This window comes from Nostoc sp. C96, from assembly GCF_059384975.1.
The window spans coordinates 1,522,723-1,543,571 of sequence record NZ_CM182020.1 but is presented as its reverse complement, the minus strand read 5'-3'; the positions used below and the strand labels follow the sequence as shown (position 1 = coordinate 1,543,571).

At 42.3% G+C, this 20,849-nt stretch carries 19 protein-coding genes; 10 read left to right on the top strand and 9 right to left on the bottom strand.

Features of this window, described 5'->3' with window-relative positions:
• Positions 1 to 20 precede the first annotated feature (20 nt).
• A complete protein-coding gene (locus AC504W_RS06635; RefSeq protein WP_494876905.1) occupies positions 21 to 1,226 on the bottom strand; it encodes an HhoA/HhoB/HtrA family serine endopeptidase in 1,206 nt (401 codons plus the stop codon).
• A 273-nt stretch (positions 1,227 to 1,499) separates the two neighbouring features.
• Between AC504W_RS06635 and AC504W_RS06630 the strand changes: the two genes are divergently transcribed.
• From AC504W_RS06630 to AC504W_RS06610, 5 genes are all read left to right on the top strand, one after another.
• Complete coding sequence (locus AC504W_RS06630; RefSeq protein WP_494876904.1) at positions 1,500 to 1,661, top strand: hypothetical protein; 162 nt, start codon at positions 1,500 to 1,502, stop codon at positions 1,659 to 1,661.
• Positions 1,634 to 1,813, top strand: a complete 180-nt coding sequence (locus AC504W_RS06625) for a hypothetical protein (RefSeq protein ID WP_494876903.1) — start codon at positions 1,634 to 1,636, stop codon at positions 1,811 to 1,813. The genes AC504W_RS06630 and AC504W_RS06625 overlap by 28 nt, the downstream gene beginning before the upstream one ends.
• Entirely contained in the window at positions 1,800 to 3,785 is a 1,986-nt protein-coding gene (locus tag AC504W_RS06620; protein WP_494876902.1) for a GAF domain-containing sensor histidine kinase, read from the top strand. The genes AC504W_RS06625 and AC504W_RS06620 overlap by 14 nt, the downstream gene beginning before the upstream one ends.
• Positions 3,786 to 3,803: 18 nt before the next feature.
• A complete protein-coding gene (locus AC504W_RS06615) occupies positions 3,804 to 7,178 on the top strand; it encodes a PAS domain S-box protein (protein WP_494876901.1) in 3,375 nt (1,124 codons plus the stop codon).
• A 97-nt stretch (positions 7,179 to 7,275) separates the two neighbouring features.
• Positions 7,276 to 7,653, top strand: a complete 378-nt coding sequence (locus tag AC504W_RS06610; RefSeq protein ID WP_494876900.1) for a response regulator transcription factor — start codon at positions 7,276 to 7,278, stop codon at positions 7,651 to 7,653.
• A gap of 164 nt (positions 7,654 to 7,817) precedes the next feature.
• Here the strand turns inward: AC504W_RS06610 and AC504W_RS06605 are convergent, their stop codons facing one another.
• Positions 7,818 to 8,060, bottom strand: coding sequence for a hypothetical protein (locus AC504W_RS06605; RefSeq protein WP_494876899.1), 243 nt, complete (start codon positions 8,058 to 8,060; stop codon positions 7,818 to 7,820).
• A 418-nt stretch (positions 8,061 to 8,478) separates the two neighbouring features.
• On the opposite strand from AC504W_RS06605, the gene AC504W_RS06600 reads away from it, so the two are divergent.
• Positions 8,479 to 8,670, top strand: a complete 192-nt coding sequence (locus AC504W_RS06600) for a hypothetical protein (RefSeq protein ID WP_494876898.1) — start codon at positions 8,479 to 8,481, stop codon at positions 8,668 to 8,670.
• Positions 8,671 to 8,714: 44 nt separating this feature from the next.
• On the opposite strand, the gene AC504W_RS06595 is transcribed toward AC504W_RS06600, so the two are convergent.
• The 5 genes from AC504W_RS06595 to AC504W_RS06575 form a co-directional block, all read right to left on the bottom strand.
• A complete protein-coding gene (locus tag AC504W_RS06595) occupies positions 8,715 to 11,156 on the bottom strand; it encodes a tetratricopeptide repeat protein (protein ID WP_494878589.1) in 2,442 nt (813 codons plus the stop codon).
• Positions 11,157 to 11,228: 72 nt separating this feature from the next.
• Positions 11,229 to 11,687: a hypothetical protein gene (locus AC504W_RS06590; protein WP_494876897.1), complete on the bottom strand. Its 459-nt coding sequence runs from the start codon at positions 11,685 to 11,687 to the stop codon at positions 11,229 to 11,231.
• A 402-nt stretch (positions 11,688 to 12,089) separates the two neighbouring features.
• Positions 12,090 to 13,226, bottom strand: a complete 1,137-nt coding sequence (ssuD, locus tag AC504W_RS06585) for an FMNH2-dependent alkanesulfonate monooxygenase (protein WP_494876896.1) — start codon at positions 13,224 to 13,226, stop codon at positions 12,090 to 12,092.
• A 4-nt stretch (positions 13,227 to 13,230) separates the two neighbouring features.
• Entirely contained in the window at positions 13,231 to 14,277 is a 1,047-nt protein-coding gene (locus tag AC504W_RS06580) for a sulfonate ABC transporter substrate-binding protein (RefSeq protein WP_494876895.1), read from the bottom strand.
• A 233-nt stretch (positions 14,278 to 14,510) separates the two neighbouring features.
• On the bottom strand, positions 14,511 to 15,266 hold the full coding sequence (locus AC504W_RS06575) for a dienelactone hydrolase family protein (RefSeq protein ID WP_494876894.1): 756 nt from the start codon (positions 15,264 to 15,266) through the stop codon (positions 14,511 to 14,513).
• A gap of 192 nt (positions 15,267 to 15,458) precedes the next feature.
• Between AC504W_RS06575 and AC504W_RS06570 the strand changes: the two genes are divergently transcribed.
• From AC504W_RS06570 to AC504W_RS06555, 4 genes are all read left to right on the top strand, one after another.
• Entirely contained in the window at positions 15,459 to 15,833 is a 375-nt protein-coding gene (locus AC504W_RS06570) for a VOC family protein (RefSeq protein ID WP_494876892.1), read from the top strand.
• Positions 15,834 to 15,856: 23 nt separating this feature from the next.
• Entirely contained in the window at positions 15,857 to 16,867 is a 1,011-nt protein-coding gene (gene curA / locus AC504W_RS06565) for an NADPH-dependent curcumin/dihydrocurcumin reductase (RefSeq protein WP_494876891.1), read from the top strand.
• Positions 16,868 to 17,173: 306 nt separating this feature from the next.
• On the top strand, positions 17,174 to 18,190 hold the full coding sequence (locus tag AC504W_RS06560; protein WP_494876889.1) for a FecCD family ABC transporter permease: 1,017 nt from the start codon (positions 17,174 to 17,176) through the stop codon (positions 18,188 to 18,190).
• 347 nt (positions 18,191 to 18,537) lie between these two features.
• A complete protein-coding gene (locus AC504W_RS06555) occupies positions 18,538 to 19,314 on the top strand; it encodes an ABC transporter ATP-binding protein (RefSeq protein ID WP_096582836.1) in 777 nt (258 codons plus the stop codon).
• An 87-nt stretch (positions 19,315 to 19,401) separates the two neighbouring features.
• Here the strand turns inward: AC504W_RS06555 and AC504W_RS06550 are convergent, their stop codons facing one another.
• On the bottom strand, positions 19,402 to 20,022 hold the full coding sequence (locus AC504W_RS06550; RefSeq protein ID WP_494876888.1) for a hypothetical protein: 621 nt from the start codon (positions 20,020 to 20,022) through the stop codon (positions 19,402 to 19,404).
• A 53-nt stretch (positions 20,023 to 20,075) separates the two neighbouring features.
• Positions 20,076 to 20,792: a cadmium resistance transporter gene (locus AC504W_RS06545; protein WP_494876886.1), complete on the bottom strand. Its 717-nt coding sequence runs from the start codon at positions 20,790 to 20,792 to the stop codon at positions 20,076 to 20,078.
• Positions 20,793 to 20,849 lie beyond the last annotated feature (57 nt).

Below are 20,849 nucleotides of genomic sequence, written 5' to 3'. Positions count from 1 at the left end.
TATTAACTATTGACTGATGACTATTTTTTGGGATAAATACCCGACTGCACTTTTAAACTCTGTATTTTGCCACTGCGGTTGATTTCAAGTACGAGAATATCTCCAACTGTGCTGGACTCTACTAGTTTCTGCACTTGGGCGGCTGTTTTAACGGGCTTTGCGTTCACTTTTTGAATTACGTCTCCAGGGAGCAATCCTGCCCGTTTTGCTGGCGAGTTATCGAGAACTCCCTTAATCACCACGCCAGTATTTTGCTTAATATTGAGCTTGTTTTCGAGATTAATTTGTTGTTTTTTTGTGGGAGATAAATCTGCCATTTCGATTCCCAAAAAAGGATGATCAACCCGCCCTTTAGTAAATAGTTCTTTGGCAACACGGGCGGCGGTTTCAATGGGAATGGCAAAACCTAATCCTTGGGCATCAGCGCGAATGGCTGTATTCACACCAATTACTTCACCTTGGGCATTTAGCAATGGCCCGCCAGAGTTACCTGGGTTAATAGCTGCATCAGTTTGGATGAAACTCACACGTTTCTCTGGGACACCAACTTGAGCGCTAGTGCGGTCTGTAGCGCTAATGATGCCAATGGTAACAGTATTATCTAAACCTAGAGGATTGCCAATAGCGATCGCCCACTGTCCGGGAATCAAATTTTGAGAATTGCCCAGTTTCACCGTCGGCAAGTTATCACTGGGAATTTTCACAACCGCCACATCTGTAATCGTATCAATACCTAATACTTTTCCCTCAAAAGTTCGACCATCTTTGAGGGTAACTTGGACTGTATCTGTATCAGCTACAACGTGGGCATTTGTCAGCAATTCACCATTTTCGCTCAAAATAAATCCTGACCCTGTACCGCGCTCAATTCGCTCCTGGGGAATTGCTTGTTCTTCTTCCCCAAAAAAGCGGCGTAATAGGGGATTTTTCAAAGCTTCTGAGATAGGATTTGCCACTTTTCTAGTCGCATTAATACGTACTACTGCCGGGCCTACTTTCTGCACTGCTGTGGCGATAAAATTCACGTTATCTCCACCAGTAGCTCCAATAGTACCGCTGGGGGCTAAGGGGGTGACAGATTCTGGAGGTAAAGCCGCCGTCACATTTCTTAACTCTCGAAATGAGTGATTTTGCGTCAGGAGATAGCGACTACCAAACAGACCTGCACCACCACCAACCAACAGTAAAGATAAATAAATAGCCAGTTGCTTCAAAGATAAATTCATAATAATTACGCTTAAGGACAGCAATGCAGTTGCTAATTTCTAAGTGTAGTCAAGCAATTGGTCAGTGGACAGATAAATTTAACATAGAGTTGCTTAATAAATATTGAAACTTAGACATTGGTGATGAGGCCAGAGCTTGACGCGTTGAGAGAATCACCAACATCCATTTATAGTTATACGGCTAATATTTCTGGGAAGACTAGTCTTAATTGATCAAGATTAGATCCCTAGACTGTGATGACAATTTTGTCCTGTGGCGAAGCAGCGAGAAAAATGGATAGTTGCGCTGATGCAACTGTGCTAATTTCTGGCTATCTCATCACCAGGAAGATTTATTCTGGGGGTCGGGCTTTAGTTTATTGGGTATTCATCATGCTGACCAATTCCCCATTGTCTTCAAACAGTTTATGGAATTATTTACACGCGATCGCCTAGAAATTCTCAAGAGGTTGTCCATTCAAAGTAGGATTCTCCCAGAAAATGTACAATTTGAACAAAATATTCAACAGCAACAGCTACAAAGCAAAAACTTAGTAGCAGGGGCGGAGGAAATTTCTATGGATGAGGTGTTGTATGTCCATAGTTAGCCTCAGAAAAATTCTGAGTAAAAAAGATTTATCCTCTTTGCTTCAGAACTTAGCCAGCCAAATCAACAGCGCTATTGAGATTGAACTGATAGATGGCACACAACTGATTAGTATTGGAGAACAAACTAGCAAAAACCGCTATCCCATCGAGGTTTCAGGCGAAAAAATCGGTTGGGTGGTTGGAGAAGAACAGACAAACACAATCGCAACCTTGCTCTCGTTGCTGGCAAAACAAGAAGTCGAGAAAAAAGAACTAGCGAAAGAACTACTAGAGCGATATCAGGAAATTGATTTGTTTCAGGACATCTCGACTCAACTAACGACGAGTTTGGATACGCGACAAATTGCCCAACTCGTGCTTCAGGAAATGAGTCAATTAATTGAATCATCTGCGGGGGTGCTAATGCTCTTAAGCCCTGATGCAACTACCTTGGAAATTATTGCCGAATTTGGCAAGTTTTTTGACCACAGTCAAATAGCATCAGCTAAAGGCATTATTGGCAGCATTGTGCAATCTGGTCGTGCAGAACTCGTCAATGATGTGCAAGCAGATCCGCGATTATGGGGGGAAAAAAACGTTGATGCACTAATTTGCGTACCGTTGCAAGCCAAAGAACGGATACTAGGAGCGATCGCTATTGGCTCAAACAAAATCGACGCATATAAAGCCGAACATCTCAAACTTGTGAGTATTTTTGCCTCTCAAACCGCAGTAGCCATTGAAAAAGCTGTGCTGTATGAGCAAAGCATTCAAGCAACAGCCCAGGCTAAAGCCCAAACAGAAAGGCTCCAACAGGCTCTGCAAGATTTGCAACTAGCACAAACTCAATTAATCCAAAGCGAAAAAATGTCCAGCTTGGGACAACTTATTGCCGGAGTTGCCCATGAAATCAACAATCCAGTTAACTTTATTTGCGGCAACTTGCGGTGTGTTTCCGAGTATGCACAAGACTTATTGCATCTGCTGCTAGAGTATCAAAAATGCTTTCCTGTAGCTCCTCCAGAACTGGAATCAGAATTAGACAATATCGATTTGGAGTTTATTATTCAGGATTTGCCCAAACTGCTAGATTCAATGAAACTAGGGAGCGATCGCATCGTAGAAATTGTCAAATCCCTGAAAAACTTCTCTCGTCACGATGAAGCCCAAATGACAGCCGTCAACATCCACGATGGAATTGACGGGACGCTGATGATTCTTCGCCATCGCCTCAAAGCGACTACCTATCACCCAGAAATTGCCATTATTAAAGACTATGCCAAACTTCCCCCAATTGAGTGCTATCCCGGACAGTTAAACCAAGTGTTTATGAATATCCTGGCCAATGCCATTGATGCTTTAGAAGAGTCATTAGTCTCAAAGGAATCACCATTGACAAATGACATAGAAAAAATGAGACTCCCGACCATTACCATTCGCACCCAAAATCTAGACAATCAGTGGGTGATCATTCGCATTGCTGACAACGGCCCAGGAATGCCGGAAGAGATTGTACAACGCATCTACGATCCATTTTTCACGACAAAAGAGATTGGTAAGGGAACTGGTTTGGGTATGGCCATCAGCCACCAAATTATTGTGGATAGACACCGAGGACTTCTCAAGTGTCGTTCTCAACCCGGTCAAGGCACAGAATTCTGGATACAGATTCCGGTGAATTTTGCCGTAGAAAACCCTGAAGTCAGCGAGGATAGTCAAAGTTCTGCTGCGATCGCCAGCATTCCCCCATCAGCTTATACATCTGATGCCGAAGGCTTTATTGCATCCACAACCCCCATATTCAACCCAACTGAACTGCTAATTCGCCATAGTCAACTGATCCGGCGACTTTCACAGCAGAATCCAGATATTGACATAACTTCACCAAATGAAATTTATCAAATGTTTCAACGTCATCCAATTTTATTAAAGCTTTACACCACATTGTTGTCCTGGTTTTGTTGTCCTAACCCTACCCAAATCCACCATTAACATCAGGAAACTATCAATATGTCTAGCCGACAACTTGACGAATTGAACCGTCATCTCTTAGAAAAATGTCCCGTTGGTCTGATACTGTGGCGCATAGATGGAACTTTGCTTGACATCAACCCTGTCTGTGCAGCTATTTTGGGGCGCACTGTTCCAGAAACTCTCCACCTTAACTACTGGCAAATTATTTCTCAAAACTACGTTACTGTCCAGCAAACCATCATCGCAGACCTCGAAAAAACTGGTTGCTACAGATCTGATGAACAAGAGTACATCCATAAAGATGGGCATTTGGTTGCAGTTAAAATCTCCGCAGTGATGATTGAACATCAGGGGGAAAAGCTGATCTGGTCGAGTGTCGAGGATATTAGCGACCTGAGAAAAGCCCAACAAGAACGCCAAAAATCGGAAAAAATCTTAAAAAAGAGCGAAGCGCGATATCGTTCTTTGGTGAAAACTAACACGCAAATTATCTGGGTGAGTACACCAGAAGGAATTTGCTTTGAACTCACCGACTGGATAGCCTACACAGGGCAAAGTTTAGCGGAAGCGGAGAACGGAGGCTGGATTGATGCCGTTCATCCTGACGATCGCGGCTACACCGGAGAAGCTTGGGGTATTGCTGTCGCTAACCTCAGTCAATATCAAATTGAATACCGCATACGCGGCAAAGATGGCAACTATCGCTATTTTTGGGTTTGGGGCGCACCTGTAATTGAAGATGATGGTAATGTGCGAGAGTGGATTGGTACTTGTACCGATATTCACGATCGCAAACTAACAGAAGCCGAAAATCAAAGACTGAAAGAACGCTATCGCTCTTTAGTAACTGCTACTTCTCAAATTGTTTGGGGCGCAACTCCAGAAGGTATGGGCATTAGCAGTGAAATGCTAACTTGGATAGCTTATACAGGCCAGACTGAAGCAGAAGTTGCAGGTTGGGGGTGGGTTGATCCAATTCATCCTGATGATCGTGATCAATCACAAGCAACTTGGAATGCAGCAGTGGCAAACCGCAGTATCTACCAAACAGAATATCGGTTACGGCGTAAAGATGGCATCTACCGCTATTTCTCAGTTTGTGGCACTCCGGTTTTAGCCGCAGACGGTAGCATCCGGGAATGGATTGGTACTTGTACCGATATTCACGATCGCAAACTCGCCGAAGCCGAAAATCAACGTTTATTGGATATGTTGAATCATTCCGGTGATGCCATCATTGTCCGCGATATGACCGATAAAATCTCTTACTGGAATCAAGGTGCGGAAAGGCTTTATCATTGGACGCGGGAGGAAGTTAAAGACCAATACATTTACACATTTCTCAAAAAAATCTTTCCTAAACCCAAAACAGAAATCACCGCAGAGTTATTACAGCAAGGTAATTGGGAAGGAGAAGTCCAACATATTACCCATGATGACAAACTGATTACTGTCCAGAGCCGATGGACATTGCAACGGGATGCGTCTGGTGAACCCTGTGCGGTATTGGAAATTAATACTGATATTACAGCCCGGAAACAAGCCGAAATTGCTCTACGCCAACTCAATCAAGAACTGGAAGCCAGAGTTGCCGAACGGACAGCCGCAGTCAAAGATACCCTCGCTGAAGCCCAAGGGTTAAATGCAATTTTGGATAACTTAGCAGATGGTTTGTTAGTAGTGGATATGTCAGGGCAAATTACCCACTTCAATCCGGCTTTTTTAGCAATGCAGGGATTGAGACCGACAGATCTCAAAGGCAACTATCAGGAACTACCAATTCCAGGTTTAGCACATCTAATTGAACAAACTCAATCCCATCCCCAAGAAGCATTTGCCGCCGAAATTGCCTTAGTAAAGGAACGCATTGGTCAGGCTGTAGCGACTGCTATCTTTAAACAGACCACAGCGGAAGAACCTGCTACTTGCTTTGGTTCAGCACTCCTAATTCGGGATGTCACAGCAGAAAAAGAAGTTGACAAAATGAAGACCGACTTCATTTCTACAGTCTCCCACGAACTGCGGACACCTTTAACTTCAGTATTAGGATTTGCCTCCATTATTAAAGAAAAGCTGGAAACCGATGTCTTCCCGATGGTGATTACCGAAGACCGCAAGTTGCAAAAAACGATTAAGCGGGTGGGTGACAATTTAAATATTATTGTGTCAGAAGCAGAACGACTGACATCTTTGATTAACGATGTTTTAGACATCGCCAAAATGGAAGCCGGGAAAGTGGAATGGCAAATGCAACCACTTGATCCGAGTGAGTTATTAGATTGGGCTACGACTTCTACCGCCGGATTGTTTGAAACCAATGGCCTGCAACTAGTCAGCGAGATAGAACCGGGAGTACCGCAGATAGTAGGCGATCGCAACCGACTGTTGCAAGTCCTCATCAACTTGATTTCTAACGCGGTGAAATTCACTCAATCCGGGACTGTTACCTGTCGTGTCAAACAACAGAACGACGGTGTATGTGTCAGCGTTATCGATACAGGTATCGGTATTGCCCCCGAAGACCAGCCCAAAGTCTTCGAGAAATTCCGCCAAGTTGGCGACACCCTCACCGACAAACCCAAAGGTACAGGGTTAGGATTGCCCATTTGTAAACAAATTGTTGAACATCATGGTGGCAGAATCTGGGTAGAAAGTGAACCAGGCAAAGGTAGCGTCTTCTCATTCTTGATTCCCATATACGCCAAGGATGACAAAAGCAATGGACAAATCAATCTAGATGCTTTGGTCAAGCAACTCAAAGAACATGTCATCACCACCAACAAAGTACTTCACGAAAACCGTAAAACCATTCTGGTAGTTGATGACGATGCCAATATTCGAGAATTATTGCGGCAGCAACTAGAAAACGAAGGCTACAAAGTTCGAGAAGCAAAAGACGGTATGGATGCAATTCATCAAATCAAAATCGCCCGTCCTGATTTGATTCTCTTAGATGTGATGATGCCTCAAATCAACGGCTTTGATGTGGCAGCAGTCCTCAAAAATGACCCCAACACAGCAGATATTCCGATTATCATTCTGTCAATTATTGAAAACAAAGAACGCGGCTATCACATTGGCATCGATCGCTATCTCACCAAGCCCATCAATACAGAACAACTCCGCAATGAAATTGGTTCACTGCTTTCTCAAGGTACTTCCAGCAAAAAAGTATTGGTAGTTGATAAAAATGCCTCAACTTTAAAAACCTTATCAGATGTTCTGCAAACTCAAGGATACAGCGTGATTGAAGCCTCCGATCCGCAAGAATGTATTCACAAAGCCCGTTCAGCTAAACCTGACATGATCATTATTGATTCCATCTTTTCCCATGAAACCGACCTGGTGAAAACCCTCCGGTTTGAAAAAGAGTTAGAAAATGTATTTTTTATCATGCTGTCTGATCGGTAATATTAACAAGGCAGGAGGATGAAATTTCAACTTCATCCTTCATACTTTTCTTTGATAACTTTTACAAACAATTTTTAAAATCGAATTAGATGACTATATGACGCAAAAAATTCTCATTGTGGATGATGAACCTAACATCGTAATTTTGTTAGAACAAGCTTTAGAAGCATTAGAAGATGAGGGTGTAGAACTTCTAACTGCGAGAAATGGAGAAGAAGCACTGGAAACTATTAAAACTGAAAAACCAAACCTAGTTTTTCTGGATGTGATGATGCCAAAAATGAATGGTTTGGAAGTTTGTCAGATAGTGAAACATGACCTCAAAATGAATGAAGTTTATATTGTGATGTTGACAGCCAAAGGACAGGAATTTGATAAACAGAAAGGAATTGAAGTTGGTGCTGACTTATATCTGACTAAACCTTTTCGCCCTAAAGAAGTGCTGGAAAAATCCATCCAGGTATTGGGATTTTGAATAAAAACTGACTACCGCTATATCTCTCAATTTTCACAAGCGATCGCGTAAAACACACGCTGCGCGATCGCTTGTGAGTTGACAATTAAGTAAGTAATTCTAAAAAAGCCCCTGCTTTGAGAATATGGATGTCTTGATATTTGTTAAATGATAATAGATGTTTATCACCCTGATTCGTGCATCAAATCATCTATAAAGTCTTCTCGCTCTTGTTCGGTCATAATATCCCAATTAAGCCCGCGTGACGCACTCAAAGAGCGCATCTGTAATTCTCCGTAATCAAGTCTACTTTGCCACCAAGCATCTTGTTCTGCTTTGATGGCTTGTAAGATCATACGCTGTTCTGGAACTGCTAATTGCTTTACCAATGATATAACTTGCTCAATATTAAGTTGAAGTGTTGCCATGTTTTTAGTACCTCAAGCTTCAATAATAATGAGACATAGCATATTCTTATGAGATCATCATATCAAAGCGATCGCTCATAGGGTTCGTTTTAAGCGATCGCCATTCTCAAAACAAACCCATCATACCCCACATATCGCCCGTGAATTGACTTGATGATGCTCCTGACTTTTCACGGGATCTGGAAAACCTCTCCCCTACAACTTTCTACGGTGTACACACAAGTCTAATAACCTAGCCCCATAACATTTTGATCCCCCCTAGCCCCCCTTAAAAAAGGGGGAACAAGAATCAAAGTCCCCCTTTTTAAGGGGGATTTAGGGGGATCAAACCACATTTTGCACCCAGCACAAAGATGTGTTTACACCGTAGACACCCTCAAAACACCATCATTCGACCTCAGAACTAGAAGATTCTCGTTTGAAACAAGAACATTCTCACTGGAAACAGGAAGGTTCTCGTTTGAAACAGAAACATTCTCGTTCAGAACAAGAACGTTCTCACTGGAAACAAGAATACTTTAGTTGGAAACAGGAACATTCTCGTTTGGAACATGAAAGTTCGGGTTCTGAACATGAAACTTTGAGTTCAAAACACGAAACTTGGAGATAAAAGCTTGATTGATGAGGTTGGGAAGGTAAATTTTCCTGTTCTCGTTAGAGAGAATCGCGTAAATTTGCTAAATTCTCACGACAAGTCACAGTATTAGGATGATTCGCTCCTAAACTTCGCTCCAAAATATTCAAAGCTTGGAGATACAGGGGTTCGGCTTGGTTATACCTTCCTTGGGAATAGTAGAGTTTAGCCAAGTTGTTGAGGCTGTTGGCGACAAGGGGATGATTGTCTCCCAGCAGGCGTTTATATAGTTCTAAAGCTTGGAGATACAGGAGTTCGGCTTGGTCATACTTTTCTTGGGAATAGTAGAGTTTAGCCAAGTTGTTGAGGTTGATGGCGACATAGGGATGATTGTCTCCCAGCAGGCATTTATATAGTTCTAAAGCTTGGAGATACAGGGGTTCGGCTTGGTCATACCTTCCTTGGGAATAGTAGAGTTTAGCCAAGTTGTTGAGGTTGGTGGCGACATCGGGATGATTGTCTCCCAGCAGGCGTTTATATAGTTCTAAAGCTTGGAGATACAGAGGTTCGGCTTGGTCGTACTTTCCTTGGGATTCGTAGAGTAATGCCAAATGGTTCAGGTTGGTGGCGACATCGGGATGATTGTCTCCCAGCAGGCGTTGTCTGAGTTCTAAAGCTTGGAGATACAGGGGTTCGGCTTGGTCGTACTTTCCTTGGGAACAACAGAGTTGAGCCAAGTTGTGGAGGCTAGTGGCGACATCGGGATGATTGTCTCCCAGCAGGCGTTTATATAGTTCTAAAGCTTGGAGAAACAAGGGTTCGGCTTGGTCGTACTTTCCTTGGGAATAGTAGAGTTGAGCCAAGTTGTTGAGGCTGGTGGCGACATCGGGATGATTGTCTCCCAGCAGGCGTTTATCGAGTTCTAAAGCTTGGAGATACAGGGGTTCGGCTTGGTCGTACTTTCCTTGAGAATAGTAGAGTGCAGCCAAGTTGTTGAGGCTGGTAGCGACATCGGGATGATTGTCTCCCAGCAGGCGTTGTCTGAGTTCTAAAGCTTGGAGAGAGAGGGATTCGGCTTGGTCGTACTTTCCTTGGGAATTGTAGAGTACAGCCAAGTTGTTGAGGCTTTCGCCGAAATCGGGATGATTGTTTCCCAGCAGGCGTTGTCTGAGTTCTAAAGTTTGGAGATAAAGGGGTTCGGCTTGGTCGTACTTTCCTTGGTAATAGTAGAGTAATGCCAAGTTGTTGAGGCTGGCGGCGACATGGGGATGATTGTCTCCCAACCGGTGTTGTGCTGTTGATAAACACTGTGTTCTCCAAGGTTCGGCTTGGGTATATAACCCTTGTCCTTCATAGAAGCGACTCAAGCCGAGGAAAGGCGAAATTAAATCTTCATCACTGACATCTTGAATGAAATTGTTAGCTACTTCAGTTATGTGTGGTATGGCAAGGGAAACAGCGTTAATTTCTTCAAGGGTAGGAGTCTGAGGAATTTGTTTAGCAACTGCTACCATTACCTGGCAAAACGATCGCTTAAATTCCTCTGCTTGCTCTACACCTGTAAACTTAAATTGGAAAAATTCCCGCAGTAGGGGATGTAGTTGATAGATTCCTTCACCTTTGCGCTGGAGTAGATGCAGATTCATTAACTTATCGTCCCGAATTTCCTCTAACTCCTCCTCATCTTTCTGTGTTAAGCACTGTTCTACAAAGTTCCAGGGTATGGGTGCGGCGGCAAATAAACTGAGTACACAGCCTAATAACCTATCATCCTCTGCTAATTCCTGCCAACTCAACTCAAAGGCGGCTTGCACTCCCAATTGTGCTGTCATATCGGCTTCTGGGTTCACAAGTGCAAGTTGTTCTAGTGGCTTTTCCTTTTCCTTTAATCGCCCCATCATTTTCGATATAGACAAATCCTGCTTCCGCGCCAGATATCGCCCCACCAACTCTAAACCCAAAGGCAAATACCCCAGCCATTCGCACAATTGATTTGCTACATCTAATTCTCTCTCAATTCGCTCTGGTGTTTCTGCCAGCAAAGACCGTAACAACTCCAACGCTGCATCTGGTTGTAATACATCTAAAGATAATTGCTTGATAGCTACACCCAACTTTTTGCGCGTAGTCATCAACACTTTAAATCTGGAAGATGCGCCCTGTAGGTAAGGTCTGATTTGCTGGTAATCTGTGAGATCATCCACCACCAGCAGCACATTACCCTCACGCCAATTCCGCCAGCAGTATTGTACTTGTGCAGGTAAATCAAATTCTTCTGGTGGCTTTAAATCAAGCTGAGTTCTGGCAAACCGCACCACTTGAACGCCCACATCCTCAACTTTCGCCTGTAACCAGCACAGTCCACCTTTGTAGTTTTCGCGCTGAGTCATGGCATATTGCAAGGCGAGTTCTGTTTTACCCAGTCCACCCATTCCCAAAATAGCCGCAATGGCTACTTGGTTATTTTCCTGCAATAGTTTGTCGAGTTCTTGCAGTTCTTCATCACGTCCGACAAATTTCACCACCCCACTCAGGGGTAAATTTTGCGGTATTTCAGGATTTGACTTTACCCGTTCCTGTTCGGGCGACTGTAGTCAGTTGTATGTGTTTTGCGGATTATTAATTATGATTTGTTGGGCAACCATTGACCCTTTTTCAGCTTGGATACTTTCTGCTAACTTGGCAAAGTTATTAACAATTGCTGGCTGCGCTTGAATTTCTGCGGCTAATTTTTGAATTTCCTCAGCCTTGGGGGATTTATCTTGATTGATTGTTGCTTCTACTTCCCGCACTGATTGAGCAATATCGTCATCTTTATCGGCTGCGGCTTTCAATTCCAACACAGCATTACCATAATCTAACGCTTCCTGTGTGTTTTCCTGTGACGTATTCGCTAACAAGGGCAGCTTATTTTTCTGGCGCAGCCGTGCGATTAACTCATTACTTTTTTCTAATGCTGCTTCTCCCAGCTTTTCGCCTGTTTTTTCTAAAGCCTTAGTTAAAACTATAGTAGCGATCGCAGTTCCTACGGCTGTTAATGTTACTGGTTCCATAACTTAACAATAATATTCCGAGATTATACTGATTTTTCCTCAGCATAACAGTTTCTCAACAGAGAAAAAATCACAAATTATAGCGTTTCCAATTCTGGTGTGGTACAAAATTAACCCTCCCCTTGGCAAGCTACGGTGTACACACAAGTCGGAAATTTGCAGTCTGAAACCGTATCCCGCCTAGAACTAAAGTTCCAGGCTCATAGCCAAAGTCTACTGAAGTAGACTGGAATCAATTTATTTTTGAGTCCTCTTGAGAGGACTTATGCTATTAGACTCGGAATTCATTCCGAGGCGGGACAGATGCACTACACGAATAGTTTTCCAATATTGTTTTTGCCCAGCTTTGGAGAAACGGGAGTTTGTACATCATGGTAGAAACACAAGTGCGATCGCCTGTAACTACACAGGTTGGGGTTTGAGCAAGTCTGTCTTATTAACAAACTCGTTAAAGGGTGTTGGTAACTGCTGTGGTATGGCGATTTGAGTAGTCTGGAGTGGTAAGCAGGGAAACAGTAATTCAGCAACGCGATAAGCTTCTTCTAAATGGGGATAGCCGGAGAATACGAAGGTATCAATTCCTAAATCGGCATATTCCAGCATTCTCGCTGCTACTGTGTCTGGATCTCCGACTAAGGCTGTACCTGCACCACCCCGCACTAAACCCACACCAGACCATAAATTTGGGCTAATTTCTAAGTTGTGGCGGCTACCACTGTGTAGCTGCGCCATCCGCCGTTGTCCTGCCGATTCCGACTGGGAAAAGCGTTTTTGGGCAGATGCTATTGTTTCGTCATCTAGATATTTGATCAGTTCGTTAGCTGCATCCCAAGCTTTTTGAGTAGTTTCCCGAACGATAACGTGCATCCGAATGCCAAAGCGGACTGTTCTCCCTTGTTCTGCTGCTAATCTGCGGACTTTGCTAATTTTTTCGGCTACTTGGGCTGGTGGTTCGCCCCAGGTTAAATACACATCAATGTGTTTAGCTGCAACTTGCAAAGCCGCATCAGAAGAACCGCCAAAATATAAGGTAGGATAAGGCTTCTGTACGGTTGGAAATTGCAGTTTCGCGCCAGCAATTTGTAAGTGACGACCATTGAATGTTACTTCGTCGCCTTGCATGAGCGATCGCCAAATTGTTAAAAATTCATCCGTCAGTTCATAACGCTGATCATGATCTAAGAAAACCCCATCTTTGGCTAATTCTTTAGAGTCACCACCAGTCACTACGTTTAAAATAATGCGACCGTGAGAAAGTTGGTCAAAGGTTGCTGCCATCCTCACAGATAATGCAGGTGACATAATCGCCGGACGAAAGGCAACTAAAAACCGCAAATTTTGTGTAACCGGAATCAAAGAAGCAGCCACAATCCATGTATCCTGCTTTTGTCCAGTCCCAATTAACATCCCGCCGTAGCCTAATTTATCCACAGCTTGGGCGATTTGCTGCATATAGGGATAATTGGCTTGTCGTCTGCCAATTGTTGTACCTAAATAGCGTTCATCGCCCTGAGTTGGTAAGTACCAAAATATTTCCATAGTCTTATCGTTGGCTAATAGTTTTTGGTGTTATGGCTGCATATTGTTCGCTAGTTAACATTGCGGCTTTGACATCAATGGGTTGAGGAATTACTTTTTCTTGGGCAAATAAATCAGCTATTTTTTGTTGACCTTCCATGATGTCTGGCGTGATTGGTCTTAAACCATAAGTCCGCCGTTTAATCATTGTGGTTAAAATGTCTTGATCTAATTTGAGATGCGGTGCAGTGATTTTCACCACTTCGTCGGTGTTCTGTTCTGCCCATTTACCCACATTATTGATTTCTTCAAGAATTACTCGCACTAACTCTGGATTTTCAGTGGCAAATTTGCGCGATGCCATATAATATCCTCCTTGGGTAGCAATACCACTAGCATCTCTCAGTACTCTGGCATTGGCAACTTTTTGGGCTGATGCTAAGTAAGGATCCCAAGTTACCCAAGCTTCAATTTTTCCTTGAATAAATGCTGCCCTTGCTTCGGTTGGTGGCAAACTAATTGGTTGAATATCACTATATTTCAACCCACCTTCTTCTAAGGCTTTGAGTAATAAATAATGTGATGCTGAACCTTTTTGAAAAACTACTTTTTTACCCTTCAAGTCTGCCAAAGTCTTAATTGGGGAATTATTCTGTACGATAATTCCACTGCCTTTACCAGTACTAGGTTTATTACTGGCAATGTAAACTAATTCTGTGCCAGCCGCTTGAGCAAATATGGGTGGAGTTTCCCCCACAGAGCCAATGTCAACTCTACCCACATTCATTGCTTCCATTAGTTGTGGCCCGGCGGCAAATTGCGCCCAATCGACATTAACCCCCAAGGGTTGTAAACGTTTTTCAATTACACCTTTTAATCTAACTAAATCCCCAGAGCTTTGATAGCCCAGATGGACAACTTTGGTTGTAAAACCTGCGGTTTTATTTTCTGCTTTTGGAGTATCAACTGAACAACTAACTAAGGTTGTTGAGATGGTAAATATTCCTGGAAGTATGAATAAAGAAACACGCTGAAAAATATTGATTTTTGGTTGTTGAACAGATGTGGTCATGATTATGAAAAGATGAATCAAAAGGTAGACACGATAAATCAAAGCCAGTTGTTTCTGACTTCATAAATTTCCCAAAAAATGAGTTGATGGGCTAATTTAAATGTGAACTAAAGATGAGAAACTCTACACAAGTAAAGATTGGTAATTATTAATTACCAATCATCAAATTTATGGCAGAGGTTGTGATTGGAGGAGTTGGAGGTATAGAGTTATGCTGAACAAGCGATTCAGGTTTAGACTGGCTGCAATTGCAAATTTTTTTGGAACAGTTCTAAAACATGGTTCCACGCATCAGCAGCAGCTTCGGCATTGTAGCTGGCGCGATGATTGCAAAAAAAGCCATGTTCTGCACCAGAATAACGAAAGATTGTATGGGGAATTCGGTGTTTATTTAATTCCGCTTCGATTAGTTCGGTTTGTTCTAAAGGAATGCCTTTATCTTCTGTTCCAAAGAAGGCATAAATTGGGTTTTTAATCTCTGGAGTCCTGGTAATTGTGGGTTCTCCACCGCCAGGTGTGGAGTTAGGAATTCCACCACCGTAGAAAGAAGCTGTGGCTTTGATATCTGGTAAGGTGGCGGCTAAGTAAACAACATGACCACCAAAACAGAAACCAATAGAACCGATCGCATCTCCTAGGACATTTGGTAAAGTTCTCAAATAGGCGATCGCCGCTTGAATATCACTCAATATCTCTGCGGCTTTGGTCTGATCCTTGGCGGCGCGACCTCGTTGAATATCATCAGGGGTGTAAGTCGCTTCAAAACCAGGCGCAGTTCGTTGAAACAACGCTGGTGCGATCGCCACATACCCTTCACTAGCCAATCTTTCCGCAACTTCCCGAATATGGATGTTGACTCCAAAGATTTCTTGAATCACAATGACTGCGGGAAATTTACCCTCTTTTGCAGGTTGCGCTAGATAAGCATCAATCTGCAAATCTCCATTTGGGACTTTAACTTGATTAGTCCGAATTCCTGTGTTTGTCATCTTAAGGATTAGTCCGCAATTCCTTTGAGGACAAGATTTTTATGATGTTTCTTGATAAATACTACTAAATCTTTACCGATTTGCCGTATTTTAAAAGTAGTATTTCACAAACCTCGTGTAAAGGCAAGCCCCTTGTCAGAATTAACCGAGTTTAAAGGTGAATGGTAATTTTCTACCAACAGGAGAATGAATATGAAACTTGAGGCAGTTCATCATATACAAGTGACTTATCCACTTGAGGTGGAGGAGGCAATATTATTTTTTTACAGCCAAGTTTTAGGATTACAAGCAATTAATCCACCTGAAGTGAGTGATTCTGGCGGGTGGTATCTGTTAGGAAACACAGAAATTCATGTTAGTCGAGAAGCAAACGCTAACAATCAAGCATCTAGACGACATATTTGTTTTCGAGTCAATGATGTGTATGGGTTTGCCGAGCATTTAAAAGCCTATGATGTAGAAATTCTGCCAGGAACACCAATTCCGGGATTTAATCGCTTTTTTATTCGTGATCCTGGTGGAAACCGGATAGAAATTGCCGGGTTTACACAAAACGACCGAGAGTAATTTAATTTACAAAGGAATAATTTGTGTCTGATTTAATTAACAAACAAATCTTGCTCAAAAGCCGCCCAGTCGGTGAACCAAAAGAAAGTGATTTCACCTTGGCGGAAGCACCAATTTCTCAACCTGGTGAAGGCGAAGTTCTCAGCCGGACAATTTATTTATCTCTCGACCCTTATATGCGTGGTTTGATTAGCGAGGGTGAGTCTTATGCAGCAAATGTGGAATTAAATTCAGTAGTTGTCGGCGGTACAGTCAGCCAAGTTATTCAATCAAATCATCCACAATTTCAAGCCGGAGATTTCGTCCTGAGTCGGAACGGTTGGCAAACTTATGCAGTAGCTAAAGGCGAGACACTGCGGAAACTTGACCCCAGCCAAGCACCTTTATCTTATAGTTTGGGTGTTTTAGGTATGCCTGGCTTAACTGCTTACGCGGCGCTTTTAGATATCGGTCAACCCAAACCAGGCGAAACCGTCGTAGTTTCCGCCGCTTCTGGGGCTGTGGGTGCAGTCGCCGGTCAAATTGCCAAAATCAAAGGTTGTCGAGTCATTGGCATTGTGGGCAGTGATGACAAGCGAGATTATATAGTCAAAGAATTAGGCTTTGATGTGGGGATTAATCGCAAAACTCAAGAACTTGATGCAGCATTGAAAGCAGCTGCACCTGATGGCATTGACGTTTATTTTGATAATACCGCCGGGGTGATATTAGAAACTGTGTTGCAGCAAATCAACCTGGGGGCGCGGATTCCTTTAGTTGGGTTGATTTCGGAATATAATGCCACATCCGCGCCGCCTGGCCCGAATTTAAGACCTCTGTTAATCAAACGCGCTTTAATCAAAGGTTTTTTGGTTAGTGATTACCAACACCGCGCTAATGAATTTGTCAGCGATGTTGCGGGTTGGTTAAAATCTGGTCAATTGAAATATCAAGAAGATGTTGTAGTTGGTTTAGAAAATGCGCCCCGTGCTTTTATTGGTTTATTGCGGGGAGAAAACTTTGGCAAGCTGGTTGTGAAAGTCAGTGAAGATTAAAAAGTAAAAAGTAAAAAGTAAAAAGATAATCCCCATAAATAAATTCAGGGGATTTAATAAGGACGTATTATTTCTCGCGCTGCGTGTCTCGAAATAAATTTAGCGAAAAGTTTGCGCGTCCGGGTCTCCCGGTGCAAAACTTTTCAAGACAGGGGCTTGGAACCATTTTTCTTTCTTTTGCCTTTTTACTTTTTACTTTTGCCTTGTTCGGTCAAGCACTGTTTAAGTTGGTGCATAAGGTAAAATAACAGCGATGTCTTACGACAAGCCACTTTGTGTCTACGCACCAGAAATTAACGTCTGTGAATGAAAATCCCGTTACTAGCCGCTGTTACTCAAAACCGCATACTCTGGGCTGTTTTGCTTATCAGTACAGCGCTCATGATTACTCTAGCGCTGTCTCTGTCTCAAGGCGCAGTACCCCTAAGTTTTTCGCAATTGTGGGCAGCGATTCTGCATCGAGGCGATCCCACTAACCAAACTATTATCTGGGATTTGCGACTTCCCCGCATCATCGCTGCTGTGATTGTGGGTGCAGCTTTGGGAATGTCTGGCGCACTACTGCAAGGAATGTTACGCAACAGTCTAGCTGACCCTTTTATTTTGGGAATTTCCGCAGGTGCAGGATTGATTGTGATTGTAATGATCACTTTGCACGTCTTCCCCATCGCTATTCCCTTGGCGGCGTGGCTGGGTGCAATGTTGACCTCAGCCATAGTGATTTTTCTCGGTCGTGCAGGTTCGGGAATTTCCATTGAACGGTTGATTTTAGGAGGTGTGGCAGTTAGTTCTTTATTAGGTGCAGTGCAAAGTACATTACTGTTACTCGCCGAAGATGGTCAAATTCAAGTAGCCTTAAGTTGGTTGGTGGGTAGCTTAAACGCTAGAGGATGGAAAGAAATTACCACTGCGGGGCCTTATATTATTGTGGCGTTGCTGGGCGGTTGGTTGCTGGCGCGGTCAGTGAATGTGCTGGCGTTAGGAGATGATTTAGCCGTTGGCTTAGGTGTATCATTAACGCGATCGCGTTTATTAATTGGTGGTGTTGCAACTTTACTCGCCGCCGGTGCAGTTAGCATCAGTGGTTTGATTGGGTTTGTTGGTTTGGTAGTACCGCATGGAGTTCGGTTACTAGTAGGTACAGACCACCGCTTTGTTTTACCACTGTCAGCCCTGGCGGGTGCATGGTTACTCACCTTTGCAGATTTACTTTCTAGATTAGGGGCGGTAGAACTACCCGTCGGTTCTGTGACTGCTTTGTTAGGTTCACCCTTATTTATCTGGTTGCTTTATCGTCGTTCTTCTGGACTGGGTAAGTCTTAATTTTAATGAGACAACTTTTTCTCCCAGCTTCTTTTTCCTAAAAGCTATGATGTACACACAAGTTGCTTAATTGGCAATGTCATAACGTCGCCTCACATTATTAATGTATCAAGTTACACCGTTAGTGCGGTGCTGCAAATTATTAATGTATCAAGTTACATTGTTAATGTGTCGTCTCATATTATTGATGTATCAAGTTACATTGTTAATGCGTCGTCTCACATGATTAATGTATCGACTGTCAAAATTAATTGATCTTATTGGGTGGCAATCCTCAAAAATTTGTGTGTATACGGTAGTTGAAGAGAAGTCAAATCTAATTTCTCGAATTTTACGTCTGTTTTAAAATGCCTCTAGAACTGCAAAATCTTACTGGTGGTTATACCGCAGAACCAATTGTGCAGAATATTAACCTCACCTTGCAAACAGGAGAATGGTTAAGTTTAGTTGGTGCTAATGGTTCTGGTAAATCAACATTACTCAAATTATTAAGTCGAATTCTGGCACCACAACAGGGAATTGTCTTACTTGACGGTAAAGCAATTCATTCTCAACCGCCGAATGTAGTAGCGCAGAAATTGGCACTATTACCACAACAACAAACTGTGCCAGTGGGCTTAAATGTTAGACAATTAGTGAGTTTAGGACGAACACCACATCAACCTTGGTGGCAATGGGAATTAACAGCACAAGATTGGCAAAAAGTTGATGTAGCAATTGAAAAAACACAGCTAGAAGATAAGCGCGATCGCCCAGTTGAACAACTATCTGGTGGTGAAAGACAACGCGCATTTTTAGCTCTGGCATTAGCGCAAGAACCAAAAGTTTTATTATTAGATGAACCTACAACTTATCTAGATATTAATTATCAATTGCAATTATTAGAACTGCTAAAAGATTTAAATCAACAACAGGAATTAACCATAGTCACAGTGTTACATGAATTAAATTTAGCTGCTCGTTATAGTTCTCGCATTGCTTTATTAAAACAAGGAAAACTTTGGGGAGTTGGTACACCAGCAGAAGTTTTAACACCACAGGCGATCGCTCAAGTTTTTGGGGTGGAAGCTGTGATTATTCAAACACCAGTTGGTTTACAAGTTTGTGCCATTTCTGCTGTATAAATGTGGTTCAGGCTAATAAATAAACTTATATACCCGACTTCTTAAAGAAGTCGGGTATATAGTCATTCACACATAATTCAACTAACTTTAATCTTCAATTGGTGCATTAGGAACTTTGGCATCAATATCAGCTTGAGTCAAGTTAGGCATTAACCAATCAATATCACCTGCTTTCAAAACATTGGCTGGGGTCACATTAAATTCCACCACACCTGTTTCTGGATTAGTTGTTGCAACTAATTGAGTACCATCCACAACTTTAATAGCCAAAGGTTCTGTTAAGCCTTCAATATCACCAGGTAATTTAGTTCCAACTGGTAGATAAACACCATCACAATCCCAATCATCATCTGTAACTTGACCATTACCCAAAAAGTAGAGAGTATTGCCTTGCGCTATTTTTTTGGCTTTATGTCCATAGACAGCTAGAGTTTTACCTGTTTCATTACGACACTGCGCCCAATTTCTTGCTGTTTCTAAAATATATTTTTGTAATTTCAAATCACCTAATTTCCGTTCAATTTGTTCTGGTGTATATTGTGAGTCAGCAGGAGTTTCTTTTAATTTCACCAGGTTATCAATTGCTTGAGTAACTTCTGTGTAATCAGGACTTTGTGTCAGATTTGGTTTACTAGCCCAAGAAGGTGGGGCGATGACTAAATTTACTAAAAGTACTAAAGCAACCAAAGCAATGCGAAGTAGTTTCATGATATTTATCCTCTTGAGTGTACAAACTTTTTAACGAACATTGATACCTAAATTTACCAGTCAATATTGGCAGATGTTTCTACCTGTGTATTGATGCCATACAGTTTGACTAATCCCATCAACACTAAACAGCTAACTGCTAAAGCAATGGGATGTAAAGAAGCACTATCTAAAATGATGAATACTCCTAAACCAATCAATACAAAGGGAACAATATTGTTGCCATATTGAGAAATCAAATTACAAATAGCAGGTTGACAAGTAAGTTTATATGTTCCATAACACCAAACACCAACGAGTGCTAAAAATACTGCAATAATGATGAGTAAACTAGAAAAATCAGCATTTGCAAATAATGGCATATAAATGCTGATGTTATCGCTACCATTGCCAATAGTAATAGCAGCCACACTAAAAGATTGGGGAGATAAAAAGCCAGCAAAGGGCGAAGATTTAGTTAAATCTTGCTCTGATTCTGTGGTTGAAGAAGCATCTTTATCTGGATTTAGTAGACGATTTAAGCCAATAGCGATGGGTGCAAAACCGAGAAACCCTATCCAGTGAGATGGCAAAATTAAACCACCTAAAAAACCAGCTAAACTAGCAATTACTAATGTAATAAAACCAAGATATTGACCAATCACAATGTGCCGCCGACGGAAATTTGCATTTACTTGCGAAAATAACAGCGTTAGAATGACTAAATCATCTAAGTTTGTAGCGGTAAAAGCTGTTATTCCAGTAGAAATTCCCGACATGATTCCATTCATTTATCTTTCTCCTTTATCTACACATTGAGATTGTGTCTGTTGTGCTTGATTGATGTC

What these genes read in the sequence shown, in the direction of transcription:
- AC504W_RS06635 (WP_494876905.1), bottom strand. Translation starts at nt 1,226, where the DNA reads ATGAATTTATCTTTGAAGCAACTGGCTATTTATTTATCTTTACTGTTG.
- AC504W_RS06630 (WP_494876904.1), top strand. Translation starts at nt 1,500, where the DNA reads ATGGATAGTTGCGCTGATGCAACTGTGCTAATTTCTGGCTATCTCATC.
- AC504W_RS06625 (WP_494876903.1), top strand. Translation starts at nt 1,634, where the DNA reads ATGGAATTATTTACACGCGATCGCCTAGAAATTCTCAAGAGGTTGTCC.
- AC504W_RS06620 (WP_494876902.1), top strand. Translation starts at nt 1,800, where the DNA reads ATGTCCATAGTTAGCCTCAGAAAAATTCTGAGTAAAAAAGATTTATCC.
- AC504W_RS06615 (WP_494876901.1), top strand. Translation starts at nt 3,804, where the DNA reads ATGTCTAGCCGACAACTTGACGAATTGAACCGTCATCTCTTAGAAAAA.
- AC504W_RS06610 (WP_494876900.1), top strand. Translation starts at nt 7,276, where the DNA reads ATGACGCAAAAAATTCTCATTGTGGATGATGAACCTAACATCGTAATT.
- AC504W_RS06605 (WP_494876899.1), bottom strand. Translation starts at nt 8,060, where the DNA reads ATGGCAACACTTCAACTTAATATTGAGCAAGTTATATCATTGGTAAAG.
- AC504W_RS06590 (WP_494876897.1), bottom strand. Translation starts at nt 11,687, where the DNA reads ATGGAACCAGTAACATTAACAGCCGTAGGAACTGCGATCGCTACTATA.
- ssuD (WP_494876896.1), bottom strand. Translation starts at nt 13,226, where the DNA reads ATGGAAATATTTTGGTACTTACCAACTCAGGGCGATGAACGCTATTTA.
- AC504W_RS06580 (WP_494876895.1), bottom strand. Translation starts at nt 14,277, where the DNA reads ATGACCACATCTGTTCAACAACCAAAAATCAATATTTTTCAGCGTGTT.
- AC504W_RS06575 (WP_494876894.1), bottom strand. Translation starts at nt 15,266, where the DNA reads ATGACAAACACAGGAATTCGGACTAATCAAGTTAAAGTCCCAAATGGA.
- AC504W_RS06570 (WP_494876892.1), top strand. Translation starts at nt 15,459, where the DNA reads ATGAAACTTGAGGCAGTTCATCATATACAAGTGACTTATCCACTTGAG.
- AC504W_RS06560 (WP_494876889.1), top strand. Translation starts at nt 17,174, where the DNA reads ATGAAAATCCCGTTACTAGCCGCTGTTACTCAAAACCGCATACTCTGG.
- AC504W_RS06555 (WP_096582836.1), top strand. Translation starts at nt 18,538, where the DNA reads ATGCCTCTAGAACTGCAAAATCTTACTGGTGGTTATACCGCAGAACCA.
- AC504W_RS06550 (WP_494876888.1), bottom strand. Translation starts at nt 20,022, where the DNA reads ATGAAACTACTTCGCATTGCTTTGGTTGCTTTAGTACTTTTAGTAAAT.
- AC504W_RS06545 (WP_494876886.1), bottom strand. Translation starts at nt 20,792, where the DNA reads ATGAATGGAATCATGTCGGGAATTTCTACTGGAATAACAGCTTTTACC.